Below are 21,578 nucleotides of genomic sequence, written 5' to 3'. Positions count from 1 at the left end.
GCTCGGCGTAGAGAACTCAGTTTACGTTCAACAAGTTTAGGCCAGATAGTAATAGCCCAAGTTAAGCATAGTCAACAGAAACCGTGTCACCTCGGGTGAACCGGTTAAACCGAGCACTTTATCATTGTCTAGGCGCATTTGATTGGCGATATAGGTCAGCTCTTCTTGGCCTATGTTGAGCTCGAATTCCTCACCGTTAATGAATAAGCGCGAGCGAGTATCGCCCTCGAGGCAAATAACTTTTAAGCCGCCAATTCGGACTAATTGAGCGCCTTCCGCCAGGGCCGAGGTTAAGTCTGGCGCCGAGTAATCTTGCTCGGGCTCGCACAGGTCTAGTTCGAAACGATTCTGACTCAGCAGTTGGCCTAACATCTGCTGATAATGTTGAGGCTGGGCTAACAAGTCTTTGAGCAAGCCTAGTATGCCTGTTTGATGGTCTATGGACAGAGTCGCCGGCATCTCAGGCTCATTGCCAGAAATAAAACGCTGTGAACCAGTGTTGGTGTCAAGCAGATGATCCGCCAGTCCACTCATCAGCTCTTGCTGACTCGGCGCTCTAAATCCGATGGAATAGCTCAAGGCCGTGGTGATTGTTTCCCCTCTATGTGGGTAACCTGGGGGGATATACAGCATGTCGCCTTTTTCCAGCACCACATCGATGATAGGCTCGAAGTCGTCGATGAGGGCGGTATGGGTATCGCCCCCACGGGGAGAGTAATCTCCTTTAGCCCCCACTTTCCAGCGACGTGTCCCTTCTCCTTGAAGCAGGAAAACATCATAGTTATCGATATGAGGTCCAACGCCGCCGCCAGGTGTGGCAAATGACACCATGAGGTCGTCGAAACGCCAATCTGGGATGAATCTGAAGGCTTCGACTAACGCGACTGAATCCGGGTGCCAATGATTGACGGCTTGTACCAATAATTGCCAATTATCATCGCCAAACTGATCATATTCTTCTATGGGGCCCTGAATAATATCCCAGCCATCGTCTTTGGTAATGATAACCCGAGAGGAGAGCTCTTCTTCGCAGGCGAGACCCGCCAGCTCATCGGCGCTGATAGGATCGATAAAATCGGAGAAGGCATTTTTGATGACTAGGGGAGTCTGCTGCCAATGCTGCGCTAAGAAGTCTTGAGTATTGAGATTCAGTTTATACATAGATACTTATTAATAAAGGTCATAAAAAAGGCGGTAAGGATAAGCTTACCGCCTTTGGTGTCGTTTGTCTTATAGACGATTAACGCGTTACTTTAGTTCATCTACGAAGGCTTCGGCGCGGCCAATGTAGTTGGCTGGCGTCATCTTCTTAAGTGCAACTTTCACTTCAGCAGGCAGCTCCAGACCTTCGATGAATACGGCTAACTGCTCACCATCAATACGCTTACCACGAGTCAGCTCTTTTAGCTTCTCATAGGGCTTCTCGATGCCGTAGCGGCGCATCACAGTTTGAACCGGCTCTGCCAATACTTCCCAGTTTTTATCCAGCTCGGCTCTAAGCTGAGCTTCGTTAACTTCCAGCTTGCTGATCCCTTTCAGGGTCGACTGATAAGCGATCAAAGCATGAGCCATGCCCACACCTAAGTTACGCAGCACGGTAGAGTCGGTAAGATCACGCTGCCATCTCGATACCGGCAGCTTAGCGGCTAGGTGCTGCATCAAGGCATTTGCTATGCCCAAGTTACCTTCCGAGTTCTCGAAATCGATGGGGTTAACCTTGTGAGGCATGGTCGAAGAACCAATCTCACCGGCTATGGTTCTCTGCTTGAAGTGACCCAGTGCGATATAACCCCAGATATCACGATCGAAATCGATCAAGATAGTGTTGAAACGGGCGATGGCATCAAACAGCTCGGCGATATAATCATGAGGCTCTATCTGAGTTGTGTACGGGTTCCAGTTGATCCCTAGGCTTGTGACGAAGCGCTCGGATAATGTGTGCCAATCGACTTCTGGGTAAGCGGATATGTGCGCGTTGTAGTTACCCACGGCGCCATTGAGCTTGCCCATGATTTCGACCGCTTGGATCTGCTTAAGCTGACGCTCCAGACGAACCACAACGTTGGCCATCTCTTTACCTAAGGTAGAAGGTGAGGCTGGCTGACCATGGGTACGGGACATCAGTGGCACAGTTTTGTGCTCGACTGCGAGTCCCTTGATAGCATCGATAACCTGCTGACAAGAAGGCGCAAGTACTTGCTCGCGTGCTTCGGTGAGCATAAGAGCATGAGACAGGTTGTTAATGTCTTCCGAGGTACAGGCGAAGTGAACAAACTCGCCGATAGCGGCCAGTTCGGCGTTAACGGCAATCTGTTCCTTGATGAAGTATTCGACCGCTTTAACATCATGATTAGTGGTCGCTTCAATAGCCTTAACTCGCAGTGCGTCTGCTTCACTGAAGTTATCTTTAATGCGATCGAGAAGGGCTAATGCCGCTTCGCTGAACGGTGGAACTTCAACTATCTCTGGGCAGCTGGACAGCAGCTTTAGCCAGTTTATTTCGACTTGAACACGGTACTTTGTCAGGCCGTACTCGCTGAAAATCCCTCTTAATGAGGCGGTTTTACTACCATAACGACCGTCTACGGGAGAGATAGCTGTTAGTGCGGAAAGTTCCATTAGAAGCTCCTTAATGAACTTGACTTATTATAGGGTGAGGCTTTTTTTAGCTATATCGACTATTGTTTTTCTGGCGAAGACAAGCTGTCTACGCTTGCCTCCTAATTGGCGCCACAATACTGCGCTGCGCATGGCAGAAAGCAATAGGGCTCGGATTTTTTCCTGTACCTGAGACTGTTGCAGATATTCAGGGTTACCCGATATCTGGATTTTTGGACCTAAGGTACTGATAATATCGCTGTAGATGCCGGCAAAGTTGGCGACGACCTGCTCATCTGTGATGGCGAAGTGGTGCAGTTGACGGTGTATCTGATTGATTCTTTCGGCCAAGATCCCCATGGCATTACCCCGGGACAGTTTGCGTTCCAGGGCCAGTATGCCGATAAGGTAACGTGTGACCTCTACATCTTTCTCTTTGCTGTCGCCTAACTGATTGACGATCAGTTGATAGCCTTTGCGCAGGGCCAGCTTATCTGCGTAGACATCTGATGTGCTCTCAGGTTCAGTGACTAAAACTGTGTTGAGGCTGGCCGCGAGACTATCAGTATCGGCACTTCCGTGTCTGGCGACATGCTGTACCTGGGCGATGGCCTGTAAGATCCCTGCGAAGGCCATGGTGCGTTCATTCAGTTGCTCGTTCACGGATTATTCTCTGATTAGTGAGTCGATGATGCCGCCGCCTAAGCAGAGCTCACCAGAATAGAAGACAGCCGATTGGCCTGGGGTCACAGCCGCAACAGGTTCATCAAAAAGGACTCTTATTGTGTCTTCGCCTTTATCATTGGTTTCAAGGTACAAGGTACAGGCTACGTCTCGTTGACGGTAGCGGGTCTTCACCGTGATTTTAGCTCCATTGGTCGGGCCTTTTCTGTCAACCCAGTGGAGCTGATCGGCATAAAAGCCTACGGACATTAATCTCGGGTGGGTGCCACCTTGGCCGACGACTAAGACATTTCGGTCCATCTCTTTATCGACAACATACCAAGGGTCATCATTGCTGTTCTTCATGCCACCGATACCCAGGCCTTTGCGCTGGCCTAAGGTGTGGTACATGAGTCCCTGGTGCTTGCCGATAACGTCGCCTTCCGCCGTTTCTATGTCGCCGGGCTGGGCGGGTAAGAAGGTGCTTAAGAAGTCGGTGAACTTGCGTTCGCCGATAAAGCAAATACCGGTACTGTCTTTCTTGTCATGGGTGATGAGCCCCATTTCTTTGGCTATCTCTCTGACTTCACTCTTTTCGAGTTCGCCCACGGGGAAGAGAGAGCGGGCAATCTGCTGATGACTGAGGGTGTAGAGGAAATAGCTTTGATCTTTATTGCCATCGACACCACGTAGCATCTGGCTCTGGCCTGTGTCATCGCTGCGGCGTACATAATGCCCCATGGCGATATAATCGGCGTCGAGAATTTCATCGGCAAACTCGAGAAATGCCTTGAATTTGATCTCTTTGTTACAGATGATATCTGGATTTGGAGTTCGACCTGCCTTGTATTCGGCGAGGAAGTATTCGAACACATTGTCCCAATATTCGGCGGCGAAGTTGACGGTATGAAGTTTAATGCCAAGCTTGTCACATACCGCTTGGGCATCTTTTAAATCGTCGGCAGCAGCACAATATTCATCGGTGTCATCTTCTTCCCAATTTTTCATGAAAAGGCCTTCGACACGATAACCTTGCTTAAGTAGCAAGTAAGCCGAGACGGATGAATCAACACCGCCGGACATGCCGACAATGACTTTTTTACTGCTATTTGCTGTGGGTTCGATAAATTCCATAGATCCTAAAAACCATTGAATGTGTCTTTAATCGCTGATTTGCCTAGAGAAGACTCCATGAATCAAGCACAATAGCTGCTATTGGCCGTTTTCATACAAGCAGCAAAATAAGCGAGTTTTTCGGGGGCGTATTCTATCACGCATTATTGTTCGGAGCTAACTTGAGATAGTCATCATTGAGCACTTCCAGCGGATAGTGAATTTTACTCAGAACATCACCTATGCAAGAGAGCGCTCAAGAGAGTGTAAACTTGTGTGGGTTAGCGCTTGGCTTTCATATCTAAGATCAGGTATTGACCTATTTCGATATCGTCCAGACTCCATTGACCTATTTTATAACGGATCAGTCTGAGGGTGGGAAAACCAATATGGGCAGTCATGCGTCTTACCTGGCGGTTACGGCCTTCACAGATCTGTATTTCAAGCCAGGTGGTTGGAATATTTTTTCGTTCACGTATTGGGGGCTCTCGGTCCCACACTCTAGGTTCTGAGATGATGGATATCTTAGCAGGTAGGGTCATGCCATCTTTCAGTTTTACACCGTCACGTAGTGCCTGTAGCGCAGCTTGGTCCGGTGCGCCCTCCACTTGCACCCAATAGGTTTTAAAGGTCTTCTGCTTCGGCTCTGTGATCTTCGACTGCAATGCTCCGTCATTGGTCAGTAGCAGTAAACCTTCACTGTCTCTGTCTAGACGACCGGCGGCATAGACATCTTTCACTGGAATGAAGTCTTTTAAGGTTTTTCGGCCTTGTTCATCGGTAAATTGACAGAGCACATCGAAAGGTTTATTGAACAGCAGGATCACCGGATCTTTAGCCGCGGGCTTGCATCTGGTGGCTTTTCCTGCTTTGGCCCCCATGGTACCGTGCTTCTTATGCACGCTGATTTTCTTGTTATCACCCCAGGTAGAGGCGTTATCTGCAGAGGGCTTAACCCTGGTTTTTTTTAACGGTTTCTGATGAGGAATAGTAGGACTCACTCTGGCTATCTTCTGGCATAGTATGGCTTGATGCGGACATTGTACTCGGCATTCGCCATTAGTGGAATTTCAAAATTGTCAGGAATGTTTTATGATGTTGGCCATTAAAATATGATCTGTCTCAAAATGTCATGCTGTTTTGAGCAGTTCAGCGCAGGTGTTTAGGCGTTAATATAGGCTGTAAAGCCTGATGACAGCAAGGGAGTGCTCAGCTTCGAGTCATGGGAGCTAGTCTCTATCTAGCTTGCACAAATTCAGTTGCCCACGCTAAAGGTGGGAGGCTCAATGATGTATTTACAACAAAGTGTTTTTATAAAAAACTGTATTTAAACAAAAAAGCAGTATAAAAAACAATCAAAAGTATCTTAAATTCTTATTATTACAATAATGTAGGACGGAAAATGACCGATAACTCATCAACCATTATTTATACTGAAACAGACGAAGCCCCCGCGTTAGCGACCCTGTCCCTGTTACCTATTATTAAGACGTTTACTCAAGCGGCTGGTATCAATGTTGAAACCCGTGACATCTCATTATCGGGTCGAATCATTTCACTCTTCCCTGAGAAATTGACAGAGTCGCAAAAAATTGCCGATGCACTGGCTGAGCTGGGTGAACTGGCCGGTAAACCCGAAGCCAACATCATCAAACTTCCCAATATCAGTGCGTCAATTCCTCAGCTAAAAGCCTGTATTCTCGAGCTTCAACAGAAAGGTTATGATATTCCATCATATCCCGATGAGCCGACCAATGCCGCTGAGGAAGATGTTCAAGCCCGTTACGACAAGATTAAAGGCAGCGCCGTAAACCCGGTATTACGTGAAGGTAACTCAGATCGTCGTGCGCCAGGTTCAGTTAAAAAATATGCCCAGAAGCACCCGCACTCTATGGGAGCCTGGTCTAAAGATTCTAAGACTCACGTTGCACACATGACTGAGGGTGACTTCTATGGCAGTGAAAAATCTGTCACCCTGACTGAGGCAACTCAAGTCAGTATCGTCCTTAAGACGAAAGAGGGCGGTGAGCAGGTACTTAAGACTGCACTTCCTTTGAAAGCGGGCGAAGTGATCGATGCTTCAGTGATGAGTAAGCAAGCATTACTCGCGTTTTTCGAACGTGAGACTCAAGATGCTCAGGCGCAAGGTGTGCTGCTTTCTTTGCATCTAAAAGCCACCATGATGAAAGTATCGGATCCTATCCTTTTCGGTCATGCGGTTAAGGTCTACTACAAGGACTTGTTTACTAAGCATGCTAGCCTGTTTGAAGAGCTGGGTGTCGATGTGAACAATGGTCTAGGCGATGTCTACGCCAAGATCAGCACACTACCAGCGGAGCAAAAAGCCGCGATAGAAGCCGACATAGCGGCTATCTATCAGACGCGCCCTGAACTGGCTATGGTCGATTCAGATAAGGGCATCACTAACTTGCATGTGCCTAGTGATGTGATCATAGATGCGTCTATGCCAGCCGCCATTCGCACCTCAGGTATGATGTGGGGACCGGACGGTCAGCCTCAAGACACTAAGGCCATGATCCCGGATCGTTGTTATGCCGGTGTATATCAGGAAACCATCCAATTCTGTAAAGAAAACGGTGCCTTCGATCCCACCACCATGGGCAGTGTGCCTAATGTAGGCTTGATGGCTCAGAAAGCCGAAGAGTATGGTAGCCACGATAAAACATTCGAAATCTCAGCACCAGGCTGCGTGAATGTCATCGATGCTAACGGAAACACGCTGTTATCCCACGATGTTGAAGCGGGTGATATCTGGAGAATGTGCCAGGTTAAAGACGCGCCTATTCAGGATTGGGTTAAGCTTGCAGTCAAGCGTGCTCGTTTATCGAATACACCGGCAGTATTCTGGTTAGATGAGCAACGTGCACATGACGCTCAAATGATTAACAAGGTAAATCAATACCTGGGTGATCATGATACTGAAGGCCTGGATATACGTATCTTGTCACCCATAGATGCGACGCGTTTCACCTTGCAGCGCACTAAAGATGGCTTAAATACTATCTCAGTGACGGGTAATGTGCTGCGTGATTACCTCACGGATCTGTTCCCCATTCTGGAGCTGGGTACCAGTGCCAAGATGCTCTCTATCGTTCCGTTAATGAATGGTGGTGGTCTGTTTGAGACCGGTGCGGGCGGCAGTGCACCTAAGCATGTACAACAGGTTGAGAAAGAAGGGCACCTGCGTTGGGATTCATTAGGTGAATTCCTGGCCTTAGCCGCATCGTTAGAGCATCTGAGTCAGACGACTCACAATGCAAAGGCGCAGGTACTGGCTGATACACTGGACGTGGCTATCGGACAATTTCTCGATCAGAACAAGTCACCTTCTCGTCGTGTGGGGCAGTTGGATAACCGTGGCAGTCATTTCTATCTTGCCATGTACTGGGCTCAGGCTGTTGCCGGTCAGTCACAAGATGCTGAGCTTAAGGCGCAGTTTACTGAACTCGCCGCAGCCTTAGCGAGCAATGAAGATAAGATAGTTGCAGAGTTAAATTCGGCGCAAGGTAAGCCTGTCGATCTGGGCGGATACTATCGTTTAGATCCCGTTAAGGCGGCTGCCGAGATGCGTCCGAGTGCAACACTTAACGCCTTGTTTGTTTCTTAATGCATAAAACAGCCGAAGTCGGTTTACCGCTTCGGCTGTGAACATCAGGCAATAAAAAAGGCAGGGAGCTCCCTGCCTTTTTTGATCTTGGCCCCAAAATTAATTAATTGTTGATATTACTGACGCGTGCATACCTTTTGGACCCGCTTCTACTTCAAATTGCACTGGTTGGCCTGCTTTTAGAGTTCGATAGCCTTCCATTTCAATGGTAGAATAGTGTGCAAAAACATCTTCACCGCCAGCATCAGGGCAAATAAACCCGAATCCTTTGGCGTTGTTGAACCATTTAACAGTTCCGTTTGCCATACTTCCACTTCCTTCTGTTGTTTACTTACCAGTAAGATAGTAAAACTCAATGAGCGGGCTGATCCACCGCTTGTTGAACAGAATGAAAGCAGTTCGTATGTAAGTCAAGCGTATTTTAACAAAGGCTCAACATATAAATTGAGAATTTGTATCAATTAGTGTGTGAGATATGAGATGTTGAGTAAAGTGTTCAAAATTTTTATATCGATTGGTACAAGCCATGACTAGAGGCTAATATTGAAACATGGGTAAAGTAGGAAATATTGAACACGTAGAAGAGCGTGTTGAATCTGAGTTGATGCCACCTTCGCTGTACAAGGTAGTGTTAAATAATGATGATTATACTCCGATGGATTTTGTGATTGAAATATTACAACTTTTTTTCAAGAAAAATGAACAAGAAGCCACAGATATCATGTTGGCTATCCATCATCAGGGCAAAGGAATTTGCGGTGTTTTTCCATTTGGAATTGCAGAAACTAAGGTTGCTCAGGTAAATCAATTTGCCAGACAAAACGAACATCCGTTACTGTGTTCTTTAGAGAAAGCTTAAATTTAGGTTTGTTACATTGTATATTTAGGGGGTGCTTATGCTAAACAAAGATCTTGAAGTCACCTTAAACCTGGCGTTCCAGCAAGCCAGAGATGCGCGTCATGAGTACATGACGGTAGAACATTTATTGCTGGCCTTGATCGACAACCCAGCTGCACAAGAGGCACTGGTCGCTTGTGGCTCTAATTTGGAAAAGTTGAGGGAGGAGGTATCGAGCTTCATTCTACAAACCACGCCCATCATCGCCGATCCTGAGGATGATAGAGAGACTCAGCCAACATTAGGCTTCCAGAGAGTGCTGCAGCGGGCGGTGTTCCATGTACAGTCTTCGGGGCGCAATGAAGTCACAGGCGCTAATGTGCTGGTGGCTATTTTCAGTGAACAAGAATCACAAGCGGTTTACTTATTACGCAATGCCGAGGTCACTCGACTCGATGTGGTCAACTTCATCTCTCACGGAGTGTCTAAGCACGAAGGTGACTCCGCAGCGGCCCAAGAGCGAATCGAAGACCATAGTGAGCCGGAAGAAGAAAAAAGTAAGCTTTCTGAGTTTGCTGATAATCTCAATGAGCGCGTAGAACAAGGGCATATCGATCCCCTTATCGGGCGCAGTGAAGAGATTGAACGTGCGATTCAGATCCTTTGCCGCCGCAGAAAGAACAATCCGCTGCTGGTGGGCGAAGCTGGGGTGGGTAAGACGGCAATTGCCGAAGGACTTGCCTATCGTATCGTTAAGAATGAAGTGCCGGAAGTGATGAATGGCGTCACTGTCTATTCCTTGGATCTCGGGGCTCTTTTAGCCGGAACTAAGTACCGCGGCGACTTTGAGAAGCGCTTCAAGAGCTTGCTTAAAGAGCTAGAAAACGATGAGAAGGCGATCCTGTTTATCGATGAAATTCATACCATCATAGGCGCTGGGGCTGCATCGGGTGGAGTGATGGATGCGTCTAACCTGCTAAAACCTTTGCTGTCTAGCGGTCGGTTAAGGTGTATGGGATCGACCACGTTCCAGGAATATCAGAGTATTTTCGAGAAAGATCGTGCCTTGGCCCGACGTTTCCAAAAAATTGATGTGAATGAACCTTCAGTGGCCGAGACTACTAAGATATTGCATGGACTCAAGTCTAAATATGAAGAGCATCATGGGGTAAGGTATACCATGGCGGCCTTGAGTGTGGCGGCTAAATTGTCTGATAAACACATTAACGATCGTCATCTGCCCGATAAAGCCATCGATGTTATCGATGAAGCTGGTGCCCGAATGGCGATGCAACCCCCGAGCAAGAGAAAGAAGACTATTGGTCAGGGTGAGATTGAATCCATTATTGCTAAGATTGCCAGAATACCTGAGAAGTCCGTATCAACCACTGACAAGGATATGCTAAAGAACCTAGACCGTAACCTTAAGATGGTGGTGTTTGGCCAAGATAATGCGATTGGAAGCCTTAGCGCTGCGATTAGATTGTCTCGTAGCGGGCTGAGTGGCGAAGGGAAACCCGTTGGTAGTTTCTTGTTCGCGGGTCCTACCGGTGTCGGCAAGACTGAGGTGACCAGTCAATTGGCTAAATGTCTCGGGCTCAATCTGGTCAGATTCGATATGTCCGAATATATGGAGAGTCATACTGTGTCTCGCCTGATCGGTGCGCCTCCAGGTTATGTTGGCTATGATCAGGGAGGATTACTTACCGATGCTGTGATTAAAAATCCGCATTGTGTGGTGTTACTCGATGAGATTGAGAAGGCGCATCCGGATGTGTATAACTTGCTACTGCAGGTGATGGATCATGGCACCTTGACGGACAACAATGGCAGGAAAGCGGATTTCAGGCATGTCACCCTGGTGATGACCACCAATGCGGGTGTGCAGGAGACGGTACGCAACTCTATTGGCTTTAAGCAGCAAGATCATAGCTTAGATGCATTGTCTGAGATCAATAAGGTGTTCTCTCCGGAATTCAGAAACAGGCTAGATGAGATTATCTGGTTTAATCATCTGGATATGACAGTGATCGCTAAGGTTGTCGATAAGTTCTTGGTGGAGCTCCAGGCTCAACTCGATGATAAAGCTGTGACTCTGCATGTCAGTGACGAAGCGAGAACCCTATTGGCTGAGAAGGGCTATGACAAGTCTATGGGAGCAAGGCCGATGGCAAGGGTTGTGACTGAGTTTATTAAGCGACCGCTGGCGGATCAGATATTGTTTGGTGATCTGGAGAAAGGCGGTGAAGCACACGTCGATGTCGTCAATAATGAGATAGTGATCACGACCGACAGAGTGGAGAAGGTGCTGAGCTAGTCGGTTAAAAAAAGAGAAAAAAAAGGCTGCAATTGCAGCCTTTTTTAATACGATAAACTAAAAAACCGGTCAAGCCGATTTAAAAAATCTTGTGATAGCTAACTTAGCGTGAACGGAAGACGATGCGACCTTTGCTCAAATCGTAAGGGGTCAGCTGAACTGTCACTTTATCACCCGTTAAGATACGGATGTAGTTTTTACGCATTTTGCCTGAGATGTGTGCAGTCACGACGTGACCGTTCTCTAGCTCTACACGAAACATTGTGTTCGGCAAGGTTTCAAGGATCGTACCTTGCATCTCAATGTTGTCTTCTTTCGCCATTAATCAGTTATCCTGTTAGCCTTCAAATGTTAAAAACGGGCGTATCATGCCGCAATTTCGCCTTGCTGTAAAGCGCAGGTTAACTTATCTGCGTTAAATAGCGCTCTCCTTGGCCGCGCATACTGAAAAACCAATAAATTATTTCTCATCAGGTGTTTGCAGCCAGCCCGACTTGGTTAATATTTGATAGGGAGTATAGTCTCTTTTATAGTTCATCTTTCTCGATTCATCAATTTGGTAGCCTAAATAAACAAAATCTTTCCCCATCAATTTTGCCAGACGACATTGGAGCAGAATAAGCAAAGATCCTAGAGAGCGTTTGTGTTCCTCTGGCTCAAAAAAACTATAGATAGCCGATAAACTGTGAGGCAGAATGTCGGTGACGGCCACCCCTACCAGCTTGTCATCGCGCCATAGTTCAATAAATACCGGCTCTAACCAACCAGAGCCAATGAAATGTTGATATTGCTCTTTAGAAGCTGGGTACATGGGCCCATCACTGTGCCTTTGATTGATATAATTTTCGTACAAAGTATAGTGATATCCGGCTTGTTTGCCGATTATTTTCCATACCAGATCTCGGTTATTTCTCAGGGTTCTTTTTTGTCGTCTCGAAGGCGTGAACGTTTTGCTGGGGATACGAATGGGCAGGCAAGCGTTGCAATCAGGGCATTGAGGTTTGTAAATGGTGCCGCCACTGCGTCTAAAGCCTAGTGACAACAACTGTTCGAACAAGTTTATGTCGATACTCTCTTCCTGAAGCACCAAGAGTTGCTCCATTTGGGTGTCCAGGTAACTGCAGGGAAAGGTTTTCGTTATCCCTACTGAAACTTGTTGTGATTTAGAGCTCAATATAAACCTCGTTGGCTAACCAAGTGTTGTTTGAAACATCACCATCTCGAAAACGCTTGAGTAAATTGATAAAATCTTTTCTTTTTAATGCCGTTGCACCTAGAGAGACTAAGTGTGGGTTCATCACTTGAGCATCGATTAACTTGAAACCGTTTCTCAATAGATGCTGATGTAACATCAGCATGGCCGCTTTAGACGCATTGGTTTGGGTGTGGAACATAGATTCGCCACAAAAGACCTGCCCTATGGCTACCCCATATAAGCCCCCTATGAGGCTGCCATTATCCCAGACTTCTACTGAGTGGACCTTACCCTGATGGTGCAGTGCTAGGTAAGCTTGTTGGATATCTGTGGTGATCCAGGTGCCATCTTGTGCCAGTCTCGGCTGAGCACAGCCCTTTATGACGGCTTCGAAAGCCTGATTTATGCTATAGGTCCAGGTTTGTTTTTTAAGGTATTTTATTAAACTACGGCTGGATTTCATGCTTCCTGGGACAAATACAGCCCTAGGATCCGGTGACCACCACAGGATAGGATCATCGAGATTGAACCAGGGGAAGATGCCTTCATAATAAGCATGGAGTAATCGAGTCGGTTGCAGATCCCCCCCTATGGCTAAAAGCCCGTTAGGATCTGTCAGTGCCAGTTCAGGTTCTGGAAACTGTTCGAATTGCTGATTTAAATAGGACAGTGAGTTCACAATTGAGTAAGATCATCTTTATAAGGCCTTCTTATAATTTAGCGGAAAAATGACTATGTTGAAACCTAGTTTTAATCTATTACTCTCTTTATTGGTGGCTTTGACGGTAACATTTTCACTGAATTGCGCGGCTGCCTATCACAGGGATCAGGCTGTTCCGGTAGAGAAGGTCCTCTATGGTGAGCTGGTTTCGGTGAGAAATATCACCGAGAAACAGCTAATAGAAGATAGAAATCAAGGATGGAAAACCTTCGGCGGTGCCTTGCTTGGCGGTGTTATTGGTCATCAATTTGGCGGTGGCAGCGGGCAAACTGTCGCAACAGTCTTAGGCGCCTTGATAGGGGCTGGAGTGAGCAATAGATATGGAGACAGCAGCTATTATCAAGAGCTGAAACTTGTCGAGCTGATGATCAAGCAAGAAGATGGTCAACAGGTGATGATCATACAAGATTTCGATACCGGCATGATATTCAACGCCGGGGATGAAGTGAGGGTGGTGCATCTTCAAGGAAGCGTTAGGGTCGATATCGCCATGTGATTGACCCTTGTAGTTTTTACACAATACAGATTAGAAACCGCGAGGTAACTGACCTTTTCCTGCGAGTTTTTCACGCCATAGCTCTTTTGGCGTCTTGCCACCTTTTGAGCGTGAAGTCGTGACGGCTTCGGCCCTGGTGTTCTTCGCTGATCTTGTGTTAGCTGCGGCCTTAGGTTTAGCCGTTTTTGCAGCCGGTCGAGTCTTGGTTTGAACCTCTTCTTTGGTCAGTTCTGACATAGTAATAACCTATTTATTTTTTAATGTTAACTTGAAGGTTTGGGCTGATTTTATAGGCTAAACCAGTAAAATGTCCAATTTTCACCGAAAGTCGCCGTAGTTGCTGGTTGTTACGGCTTATTTACAGCTAAGTGATAACTAACTTGATTTTAAACAAGTTAGTTATCACTTGTTAAAATATCACCTGACTGTTTTTTGCAGTGTGTGCGGGTTTAAATCTGTGCCGGGATCTGTGCATGAGTTACACTTAAACTGTATTTTTATAAGGGCGGTTCAATGACACGTAACGAGTTAGCAGAATATCTTGCAGGGTTTTTACAAGCGGGTAAGTTTAAAGATTATGCGCCTAATGGTCTACAAGTTGAGGGGCGAGTAGAGATAAAAAAAATCGTTACCGGGGTCACCGCCTGTCAGGCCTTGATCGATAAAGCCATCGCACTCGATGCCGATGCGCTGCTGGTGCACCACGGATTCTTCTGGAAAGGGGAGAGAGAGGTGATAACAGGCATGAAGCAGAGGCGGATTAAGGCATTATTGACCCATGATATTAATCTATTTGGTTACCATCTTCCCCTGGATGCACATCCCATGCTGGGCAACAATGCCGAGTTGGGTCGAAGGTTAGATATTGCGGACGCGGAGCCAGTCCTAGGGCTTGCTCAGGGGTTAATTTGGCAAGGACGTCTCGATAAGCCTGTCTCTGCTGGTGTTTTTGGAAAGCATATCAGTGAGATACTTAACAGAGAGGCTCTGCATATTGGCGATCCCGCTGCTGAAATACAGAGCATTGCCTGGTGTACCGGCGGGGCTCAGGATTATATCGATGATGCGGCGAGCTTAGGCGTCGATGCATTTATCAGTGGGGAGGTGTCGGAGCGTACTTATCACAGCGCCCTTGAGCTGGGTATACACTACTTTGCGGCGGGTCATCATGCGACAGAAAGATACGGCATCCAGGCCCTAGGTGAGCACCTTGCGCGTGAGTTTGATATCGAACATGAGTATGTCGACATTGACAATCCTGTTTAAGGCTTAGTTCTTAGTCGATTAAGGCTGAGCCATCTTGGACTCAATAAACTAAGCCGTCGCTAACAGACCGCTTAGTTTATGCTGAGTACTAATTGGCGTGAATACTGGTCTCTTTCTTCATGGCGATTTGAGCTTGTCGCTGAATGACGCTGTGCCAGAAACTTGCGCCTAATTTTGCTATTACTCTCGACTCGCCATTGAGTAACATGGCCATGCCGACGTTAAGCCGAGGAGAATAGGCGACTTCGGCGACATAACCTGCAACCCAACCTGCATGATATATTATTGTCTCTCCTTCAAAATCATAGACCCGCCATCCTTTGCCGTAATGAGCATCATTCAGGTAAGCGTTCCATTCTCGACGACGCAACTCTTTACTGGTGCGGACTCCCGGGGTTTGAATATCCGCTAATAAACTTGGGGATAACACATCAGGGTTATTTCCCAGGTTAGCCATTAACCATTTAGAGAGATCGGTAATACTGGCATTAACCCCAGCGGCGGGCTCGACTTGATAGTAGTTAGGATTTACCTTGACCCGTTTAAAACCCGAACGTGTCTTGATATGCGGACTGGCTCTATTATCTGTTGCCATAAAACTATCCATACCTATCGAGGCGGTATCCATATCTAGGGGGTCAAAGATGCGCTTCTCCACCAGGTTAGCGTAGCTGTCGCCAGTTTGTTGTTCTATCACAGGTTGGATGAAAGAAAATGCGATATTTTGGTAGCTATAACACGTGCCCGGTGAGCACATAAGGGTTAATTTTTTAAACTTAGGAATGATCTTCTCGAGCTTACCGTTGGCATTGAGAATATTGTCATAACTGTTCGGCATCAGCCCAGTGCTTTGTCCTATGAGGTGGCCGAGTGTAACTTGCTCGCTTGTTTTAGCATCGGCGAGGTGAAACTCTGGCATATATTTTCGTAGTGGCTCATGCCACTCAAACTTATTTTCATGGACCAGCATGGTCGCTAAGGTGCCTGCGAAGGTTTTTGATACCGAGGCGAGTCTGAATACTGTGTCTGTGTTGATATTGAGGCTCGCGCCTTGTTGACGCTTACCATAGGCGCTCATCTTGATTATTTGATCATTGTCGACAATAACGAAAGCGCCGCCAGGCACCTTGTTTTTTTTCAATTGAGCATGAAATTGTGACTTAAAACTATCACCAATAGCCTGATAGTCAGATTGGGCGAGACTGGTGGCTGAGAAGAGTAAGCTGGCGAGGGGGAGAGTAAGCAAAGATAAAGACCAGTTGGACATGACGAAAAATCCCAAAAATAAAATCTACAGAAACAAGATAACAGATAACAGATAACAGATCATGATAGCAATAAACAACCCCAACGAAAAACAATCAAGGGATAAATATGGCGATTAATGAATTTCCCGTTTAAAAAGTAGACATTATGGCTCGGTTGATGTCATTAAAAAACAATGAGATAAGCTTGCAACACATGGGCCATATGATTATTGTGGATTATCTTTTAATGATAGGAAGTCATTATGAAGTTAGCCTTGGTTAGCGACCCTGATACCGAAAATGGCCTTGCAGGAATAAAATATGTGCTCGATGCACTGGGTTCAAGCTCGAACCGCATAGGCTATATCGCCTCAGAGCCAGATCCTGGCAGAGATTTCTATATAGCTAGTCAACACATGTACAATAAGTTAGGTGATAGACTCGATTGCTATCTGGAATTGGAGTCAGGCTTCAATCAAGCTAGTTTGAAGCAGCTATTGGCGTGCGATGCGATTCACTTATCCGGAGGCGATACCTATCGTTTCCTCAAGTGGCTTAAATTGCGTGATTTACTCCCAGTGCTTAATCAATATGTGACTGATGGTGGCGCACTTATCGGCGTCAGTGCCGGGGCGATGATCATGACGCCCTCAATCGATACCGCGATTTTATGTGGTGATGCAAACCTGGTGGGCTTATTGGATCTGTCCGGCTTATCATTGGCGCCATTTCATTTCGTCCCCCATGTATCACTCACTGAAAAAACATCGGCCGTGGCAAGGGAGTTAGCCGCGATCTCAGCTAATTTATCACGAGTATATTTCTGTGGCGATGATACCAGCCTAGTCATTATCGATGGAGATCTAGTTGAACTTGGTGAGCCATTCCCTTGGGTAATTAATTAGCCTATCTGTCTATAATCGATGCTTGTATAGCAAATTGGACAGACATAAAAAAACCGCCAATGTGGCGGTTTAGGCTCTAGCATATATTAGTTGACGAGCATGTTAGCGGTTTAGCTCGGCGTTAAAACGCTCGAATCCTGCTTCTAAATCGGCGATCAAATCATCCGCATTTTCCAGGCCTACGTGCAGCCGGATAAGCGGCTTGCTGCTATCCCAGCTGGTGGCGGTTCTGATCTTGTCGATACCGAAGACCCCTAAGATCAGGCTCTCGAACCCACCCCATGAGAAACCCATCTTGAAGTGTTCCATGTTTTCCACCAAGGCGGTAACAGACTTGAGGTCGCCCTGTTTTAACACGAAAGAGAACAGGCCGTTGGAGCCAGTGAAATCTCGTTTGAAAAACTCATGACCCGGGCAAGTCTCGAATGCCGGGTGTCTCAAGTGATCCACTTCCGGGCGAGTCGCTAACCAGTTTGCCACTTTTAACGCGTTCTGTTCATGCTGTTGCATTCGTACGCCCAGGGTTCTCAACCCTCGGCTGGCGAGATAGACATCATCGGGGGAGGTACACTGCCCCATTAGATAGCTATTCTCTCTCAGTTGCTCCCAGTGCGTGTCGTTCGACGTTGCCGTGCCTAACATCACATCCGAGTGACCCACAATATATTTAGTGGCCGCTTGAATGGATATATCCACGCCCATCTCGAAAGGGCGCGAATTTATCGGTGAGGCCCAAGTATTATCCAGCATGACAATGAGGCCATGCTGATGTGCCATTGCGCTCAGGCTAGGCACATCTTGAATTTCCATGGTGACTGAGCCTGGTGACTCTAGGAACAAGACCTTGGTGTTAGGCCTGATAAGTTCTGCGATACCTGCGCCTATCATGGGATCATAATAGGTGGTTTCTATGCCAAAACCTGCGAGCAGCTTGTTGCACAGATCTCGGGTTGGCTCATAGGCAGTGTCGACCATCAAGAGGTGATCGCCAGCGGTTAAAAATGATAACAGGGCGCCGCTGATAGCAGCAGAGCCTGATGGGTAGAGTGCGGTGCCGCTACCGCCTTCGAGTTCGGCGATTGCCGCCTGAAAAGCGAAGTGGGTTGGGCCACCACGTCTGCCATAAAACATCTCGCCGTTAGCACGGTTTTTGCTAGCAAAACGCATCTCTTCCATGGTGTCGAAGACCATGGTCGATGCTCTAAATACAGGCGGATTGATCACCCCCTTAGTCCATTTCTTGTCACGTCCAACGCTGATGATCTTGGTTTCTTTTTTCATAGGGCATATTTCCAGAAACGAGTAGGAGAAGTAATAGATTTAGCCATCTTAACATCTATACGGCTAAATAGAAGGGGGTGTGCCATTTACTCATATCTGTTTACTAAAACCGATAAGCCGCACTTCAATGCTATTGATTTTGATGATCACTGATCTTTTATATAAGGCAGTGAGACCAAGATCTCTACGCCTGAGCTGACTAAATCCGCGCCAGCTCTAGCGTTTTTATCTAGAGCCTGTAGATCCCTCGCCTCGATAGAGCCTTTGTGGAAGTCTGTGATAAGCCGGGCGATATAGAGTCCTAGGCCTAAATGGGGCTTATCTTGGGCTTTTTGTTGGCGTACTGAGACCATAGATTCGAAAATTTGCTCTGCCATTTTTTCGGGTAAGAGGGGCCCTAAGTTTGCAATGGTCAGCTCTGCGTGCCTGTGCTTAGCCGTTAGGGTTACTGTGATGGGCGTATTGTCGGTACTGAATTCTAGCGCATTGGCAATCAGCTTATCCATGAGCTGAGCGATGTACTCGGGCACGCCACTCATGGTCAAGGGTTCTTGTATGATTGATACCAGAAATTCCTTATCTGGATAAGTGAGCTGATAACCTTGCATACAACCTGAGATGACCTTAGACAGGGGGAATAGGTCCACTTCGGCTTGAGATAAGCTCTCCTCCAGACGTGTGGCTTCACTCATGTTATTGAGGATCATATTGAGTCTGCTAACGCCTTCTTCCGCCCGATCGACGTATTTACGGGTGTCAGGATCTAATTGTTGTAGGCTCAGATGCTCCAATGAAGAACGCACCACGGCCACTGGGGTTCTCAGCTCATGAGATAAGCGTGAAGACATATTCTCCAGATAATGTGTGTATTGGCCCAGACGGCCGACAATACTGGCAAAACTTCTCGAGAGATCGCCGATTTCATCTCTGACTTCAGAGCCCTGGATGGTTTTTCTGATCCGGCCTTGGCTGTCTATGGCTTCTTCGGTTTCATCCCTGAGTTTTCTGATCCTGCTCGATATACTGGAAGCGAAAAAGAACAGGGCTAGAGTGCCCATGCTCATGATGGTGAGGATGATGTTAAATAACTTCTCCAGCGCCTTGTTACGCAGGGTACGGATGCCATGCGTGGTCTCCTCGGCTATCACCACTCCCATGACCTTATCGTCAATCCAGATGGGACTGGCTGCTGCCAGTATGACGGCTTTATTGTCCGGGGTTAATCGCCAGGTGGAGCCTTGCCTGCCAGCGAGTGCATTCTTGATGTGACTTCCTTTGAGCACGGTGGAGTCCTGTAGGGAGTCGATAAAATCTTTTGGTGGGGCGGTTAAGATCTTATAATAGAAACGGTGCAGGTAGTTCCGCTTAAAGCTCCCCCAAAATGAGTCATCGGGTTTGTCTTGGACTGTGCGGGTCCAGACACTACTGCTGGTTCGAATGTCACCAGACTTGGCCAATACGCGTCCATGTTTATCAACCACCCAAATTCGCGAACTGTTATGGCTCATCCCTTTGATGATGCTTTCTATTTCAGGAGAAGGAACCAGTACTGTGCCTAAGTTTTCTACATCATCGATGGCAGATGTGCCGACGATGGCGTCCAGAATGCGGGTCTTCTTATCGTTGACATCATAGATGGCGAAGCCCAGTTTGCTACCTATCATATCCAGGGGCATGCGTATTTCAACATTGTAACCGACTTCAGTCTTGATCCACTTTCCCTGAATTTTAAGCTCTGGCGTGACAGGCATTCTTTTTTTTGGATTTTCAGGCAGCTTATATGAACTCACCCAGCCATCTTTTTGAGTGGCGATGATATAGCGCTTGAATTTACCATCGGGAGCCAAGGTGGCTATGGCCAGGTGGTCATTGACGTCAATCTTGAGGCTGTTACTACCACGATAGATCACACTGGGGTCTGTGACTTCGAAGAAGGCGTACAGAAACCCAGCGTATTTACCCACCATATGTTTAAAATTGACGTTTAACGGGGCGTCGGCTGAACGTTTAAAGATCAGATGGTCTTCACCATAATGGATACTCCTGTGGCGGTAAGAGGCCCAATCACCCAATTTGCCATCGAGTTGAATGGGGCCAGCTAGAGGGTAAGCATAGAGATCGCGACCCTGTTCTACCTGGTTAAGAAAACTGGCCTGTATATCAAACAGGCTAGGGCGTTCATGCAGTGCCGTCGCGAGTGCTTGGGTGGTGCCTTCGAGTGTTTTTTCCTGACCGTATCTCAGGTATTTCTCCATTTCCCATACATATTGATAGCCTAACCAGGGCAGGCAAAGGAGAAACAAAGATAAAATGGCGACTTTGGATCTCAGGCCTATCGGTGGATGAAATTGAGATAATTTGTGTTTCAACAGCAAAAAGAGTTCGCTCATCCTGTTCGCTATTTTATTAACGCTAGCCGGGGTTATCTTGACCAGTGTTGTTGTTAACCAGGCCCAATGCTTGCGCATGCTGTCTTTAGTCTCGCTAACGATGAGGAAAGCATACATAGAGGCTTTAGCTCTTATGTCCTGGAGGCGATATAACACAAGCGATACTCTTGGTTTAAACATGTTAAGCGGCTTTGAACACTTAGCCCTGAGGATCCCATCGGTATCCCATACCATAAACGGTATCTATGCAGTCGAAATTGGGATCGAGGGCGAGAAATTTTTTTCTAATTCGTTTCACATGAGAGGTGATGGTGCTGTCATCGACAAAGATTTTGGCTTCCTGCATCAATTCTTGTCGATTCCTAACATGCCCCGGGCGTTTTGCCAATGCGTGCACCATCCAAAATTCGGTGACGGTGAGTTCAATATGTGCCTTGTTCCAATACACTTGCATGCGGTTGATGTCGATGACCAGTTTATCTCGTTCCAGCAGGTTTTCATCTAATATCTCTTTGCCTTGCAATTCTGCTCGGCGAAACAGGGCGGCCAGTCTGGCAATCAAGTGTGGAAAGCTGACATCTTTACTCAGGTAATCGTCGGCGCCCAACCTGAGACCACATACGGTATCAAAATCACTGTCTCTGGCGGTTAAAAAGATAATGGGCAGCTTGCTCGACATAGCCCTGAGGGACTGACACAGGGTAAAGCCACCGTCAATCTCATCTTCGAGTCCGATATCTATGATCGCCAGATCCGGCAGACGGGTCATGAAAGCCTGCATCGCCATAGGGCGATTAGCATACGCTTGGACGCTGTAGCCTTGCTGTTGTAATACTTCTTTATAGTTTTCGCGAATGGCGACTTCATCTTCAACGATGGCGATACGTTTCATGACCTTTAACCTTTTAAAGTCGATTAGC

20 protein-coding genes are annotated in these 21,578 nt (G+C 47.0%); 6 read left to right on the top strand and 14 right to left on the bottom strand.

All coding sequences use genetic code 11. The features are described from left to right. Positions 1 to 36 precede the first annotated feature (36 nt). The 5 genes from HRU42_RS02130 to HRU42_RS02110 all read right to left on the bottom strand — a co-directional run bounded on the left by HRU42_RS02130 (position 37) and on the right by HRU42_RS02110 (position 5,375). Positions 37 to 1,161, bottom strand: coding sequence for a cupin domain-containing protein (locus HRU42_RS02130; RefSeq protein ID WP_295028590.1), 1,125 nt, complete (start codon positions 1,159 to 1,161; stop codon positions 37 to 39). Positions 1,162 to 1,248: 87 nt separating this feature from the next. Continuing rightward, positions 1,249 to 2,619, bottom strand: a complete 1,371-nt coding sequence (purB, locus tag HRU42_RS02125; protein WP_295028588.1) for an adenylosuccinate lyase — start codon at positions 2,617 to 2,619, stop codon at positions 1,249 to 1,251. Between the two features lie 27 nt (positions 2,620 to 2,646). Beyond that, positions 2,647 to 3,261 (bottom strand): high frequency lysogenization protein HflD, encoded by a 615-nt coding sequence (gene hflD / locus HRU42_RS02120; RefSeq protein WP_295028586.1) that lies wholly within the window; start codon positions 3,259 to 3,261, stop codon positions 2,647 to 2,649. 3 nt (positions 3,262 to 3,264) lie between these two features. Beyond that, on the bottom strand, positions 3,265 to 4,395 hold the full coding sequence (gene mnmA, locus HRU42_RS02115; RefSeq protein ID WP_295028584.1) for a tRNA 2-thiouridine(34) synthase MnmA: 1,131 nt from the start codon (positions 4,393 to 4,395) through the stop codon (positions 3,265 to 3,267). Positions 4,396 to 4,655: 260 nt separating this feature from the next. Then, positions 4,656 to 5,375 carry an rRNA large subunit pseudouridine synthase E gene (locus HRU42_RS02110; protein ID WP_295028582.1) on the bottom strand — a complete coding sequence of 240 codons (720 nt, stop codon included), beginning with the start codon at positions 5,373 to 5,375 and terminating at the stop codon, positions 4,656 to 4,658. A 401-nt stretch (positions 5,376 to 5,776) separates the two neighbouring features. Between HRU42_RS02110 and HRU42_RS02105 the strand changes: the two genes are divergently transcribed. Beyond that, the gene (locus HRU42_RS02105; protein ID WP_295028580.1) at positions 5,777 to 8,002 is read left to right on the top strand and encodes an NADP-dependent isocitrate dehydrogenase; all 2,226 of its coding nucleotides are present in this window, start codon (positions 5,777 to 5,779) and stop codon (positions 8,000 to 8,002) included. A gap of 99 nt (positions 8,003 to 8,101) precedes the next feature. Here the strand turns inward: HRU42_RS02105 and cspD are convergent, their stop codons facing one another. After that, positions 8,102 to 8,308, bottom strand: a complete 207-nt coding sequence (gene cspD / locus HRU42_RS02100) for a cold shock domain-containing protein CspD (protein WP_005500728.1) — start codon at positions 8,306 to 8,308, stop codon at positions 8,102 to 8,104. Positions 8,309 to 8,552: 244 nt separating this feature from the next. Here cspD and clpS point away from each other — a divergent pair, with 244 nt between their 5' ends. Together clpS and clpA are read left to right on the top strand one after the other, a co-directional pair. Then, a complete protein-coding gene (gene clpS / locus HRU42_RS02095) occupies positions 8,553 to 8,861 on the top strand; it encodes an ATP-dependent Clp protease adapter ClpS (RefSeq protein WP_295028577.1) in 309 nt (102 codons plus the stop codon). Positions 8,862 to 8,898: 37 nt separating this feature from the next. Beyond that, on the top strand, positions 8,899 to 11,157 hold the full coding sequence (gene clpA / locus HRU42_RS02090; protein ID WP_295028575.1) for an ATP-dependent Clp protease ATP-binding subunit ClpA: 2,259 nt from the start codon (positions 8,899 to 8,901) through the stop codon (positions 11,155 to 11,157). A 103-nt stretch (positions 11,158 to 11,260) separates the two neighbouring features. On the opposite strand, the gene infA is transcribed toward clpA, so the two are convergent. From infA to aat, 3 genes are all read right to left on the bottom strand, one after another. Continuing rightward, positions 11,261 to 11,479, bottom strand: coding sequence for a translation initiation factor IF-1 (gene infA / locus HRU42_RS02085; protein ID WP_005500725.1), 219 nt, complete (start codon positions 11,477 to 11,479; stop codon positions 11,261 to 11,263). Positions 11,480 to 11,617: 138 nt separating this feature from the next. Beyond that, the gene (locus tag HRU42_RS02080) at positions 11,618 to 12,331 is read right to left on the bottom strand and encodes an arginyltransferase (protein ID WP_295028569.1); all 714 of its coding nucleotides are present in this window, start codon (positions 12,329 to 12,331) and stop codon (positions 11,618 to 11,620) included. Then, positions 12,321 to 13,031 carry a leucyl/phenylalanyl-tRNA--protein transferase gene (gene aat, locus HRU42_RS02075; RefSeq protein WP_295028567.1) on the bottom strand — a complete coding sequence of 237 codons (711 nt, stop codon included), beginning with the start codon at positions 13,029 to 13,031 and terminating at the stop codon, positions 12,321 to 12,323. Before aat ends, HRU42_RS02080 begins: the two co-directional genes overlap by 11 nt. Positions 13,032 to 13,086: 55 nt before the next feature. Between aat and HRU42_RS02070 the strand changes: the two genes are divergently transcribed. Further along, on the top strand, positions 13,087 to 13,569 hold the full coding sequence (locus HRU42_RS02070; RefSeq protein WP_295028565.1) for a glycine zipper 2TM domain-containing protein: 483 nt from the start codon (positions 13,087 to 13,089) through the stop codon (positions 13,567 to 13,569). Between the two features lie 30 nt (positions 13,570 to 13,599). On the opposite strand, the gene HRU42_RS02065 is transcribed toward HRU42_RS02070, so the two are convergent. Further along, positions 13,600 to 13,806: a hypothetical protein gene (locus tag HRU42_RS02065; RefSeq protein ID WP_295028563.1), complete on the bottom strand. Its 207-nt coding sequence runs from the start codon at positions 13,804 to 13,806 to the stop codon at positions 13,600 to 13,602. 276 nt (positions 13,807 to 14,082) lie between these two features. On the opposite strand from HRU42_RS02065, the gene HRU42_RS02060 reads away from it, so the two are divergent. Further along, positions 14,083 to 14,835 (top strand): Nif3-like dinuclear metal center hexameric protein, encoded by a 753-nt coding sequence (locus HRU42_RS02060; protein ID WP_295028561.1) that lies wholly within the window; start codon positions 14,083 to 14,085, stop codon positions 14,833 to 14,835. Positions 14,836 to 14,923: 88 nt separating this feature from the next. On the opposite strand, the gene HRU42_RS02055 is transcribed toward HRU42_RS02060, so the two are convergent. Further along, entirely contained in the window at positions 14,924 to 16,102 is a 1,179-nt protein-coding gene (locus HRU42_RS02055) for a serine hydrolase (protein ID WP_295028559.1), read from the bottom strand. Between the two features lie 243 nt (positions 16,103 to 16,345). Between HRU42_RS02055 and HRU42_RS02050 the strand changes: the two genes are divergently transcribed. After that, entirely contained in the window at positions 16,346 to 16,987 is a 642-nt protein-coding gene (locus tag HRU42_RS02050; protein ID WP_295028557.1) for a Type 1 glutamine amidotransferase-like domain-containing protein, read from the top strand. 102 nt (positions 16,988 to 17,089) lie between these two features. Here HRU42_RS02050 and HRU42_RS02045 read toward each other — a convergent pair whose 3' ends face one another. The 3 genes from HRU42_RS02045 to pdsR form a co-directional block, all read right to left on the bottom strand. Beyond that, positions 17,090 to 18,268 (bottom strand): cystathionine beta-lyase, encoded by a 1,179-nt coding sequence (locus tag HRU42_RS02045; RefSeq protein ID WP_295028556.1) that lies wholly within the window; start codon positions 18,266 to 18,268, stop codon positions 17,090 to 17,092. A 146-nt stretch (positions 18,269 to 18,414) separates the two neighbouring features. After that, positions 18,415 to 20,658 carry a proteobacterial dedicated sortase system histidine kinase gene (gene pdsS / locus HRU42_RS02040; protein WP_295028731.1) on the bottom strand — a complete coding sequence of 748 codons (2,244 nt, stop codon included), beginning with the start codon at positions 20,656 to 20,658 and terminating at the stop codon, positions 18,415 to 18,417. Positions 20,659 to 20,857: 199 nt separating this feature from the next. Continuing rightward, the gene (gene pdsR / locus HRU42_RS02035) at positions 20,858 to 21,550 is read right to left on the bottom strand and encodes a proteobacterial dedicated sortase system response regulator (RefSeq protein WP_295028554.1); all 693 of its coding nucleotides are present in this window, start codon (positions 21,548 to 21,550) and stop codon (positions 20,858 to 20,860) included. Positions 21,551 to 21,578: the final 28 nt, after the last annotated feature.

Source organism: Shewanella sp. (genome assembly GCF_013214165.1).
Classification (GTDB): Bacteria; Pseudomonadota; Gammaproteobacteria; order Enterobacterales; family Shewanellaceae; genus Shewanella.
The sequence above is the reverse complement of the archived record's forward strand: the minus strand, read 5'-3'. Positions and strand labels throughout refer to the sequence as shown.

Coding starts and splice junctions, on each gene's coding strand:
- HRU42_RS02045 (WP_295028556.1), bottom strand. CDS start 18,268: ATGAAAAAAGAAACCAAGATCATCAGCGTTGGACGTGACAAGAAATGG.
- pdsS (WP_295028731.1), bottom strand. CDS start 20,658: ATGAGCGAACTCTTTTTGCTGTTGAAACACAAATTATCTCAATTTCAT.
- pdsR (WP_295028554.1), bottom strand. CDS start 21,550: ATGAAACGTATCGCCATCGTTGAAGATGAAGTCGCCATTCGCGAAAAC.
- mnmA (WP_295028584.1), bottom strand. CDS start 4,395: ATGGAATTTATCGAACCCACAGCAAATAGCAGTAAAAAAGTCATTGTC.
- HRU42_RS02130 (WP_295028590.1), bottom strand. CDS start 1,161: ATGTATAAACTGAATCTCAATACTCAAGACTTCTTAGCGCAGCATTGG.
- HRU42_RS02065 (WP_295028563.1), bottom strand. CDS start 13,806: ATGTCAGAACTGACCAAAGAAGAGGTTCAAACCAAGACTCGACCGGCT.
- clpA (WP_295028575.1), top strand. CDS start 8,899: ATGCTAAACAAAGATCTTGAAGTCACCTTAAACCTGGCGTTCCAGCAA.
- HRU42_RS02055 (WP_295028559.1), bottom strand. CDS start 16,102: ATGTCCAACTGGTCTTTATCTTTGCTTACTCTCCCCCTCGCCAGCTTA.
- HRU42_RS02060 (WP_295028561.1), top strand. CDS start 14,083: ATGACACGTAACGAGTTAGCAGAATATCTTGCAGGGTTTTTACAAGCG.
- HRU42_RS02070 (WP_295028565.1), top strand. CDS start 13,087: ATGTTGAAACCTAGTTTTAATCTATTACTCTCTTTATTGGTGGCTTTG.
- infA (WP_005500725.1), bottom strand. CDS start 11,479: ATGGCGAAAGAAGACAACATTGAGATGCAAGGTACGATCCTTGAAACC.
- cspD (WP_005500728.1), bottom strand. CDS start 8,308: ATGGCAAACGGAACTGTTAAATGGTTCAACAACGCCAAAGGATTCGGG.
- HRU42_RS02105 (WP_295028580.1), top strand. CDS start 5,777: ATGACCGATAACTCATCAACCATTATTTATACTGAAACAGACGAAGCC.
- clpS (WP_295028577.1), top strand. CDS start 8,553: ATGGGTAAAGTAGGAAATATTGAACACGTAGAAGAGCGTGTTGAATCT.
- purB (WP_295028588.1), bottom strand. CDS start 2,619: ATGGAACTTTCCGCACTAACAGCTATCTCTCCCGTAGACGGTCGTTAT.
- HRU42_RS02050 (WP_295028557.1), top strand. CDS start 16,346: ATGAAGTTAGCCTTGGTTAGCGACCCTGATACCGAAAATGGCCTTGCA.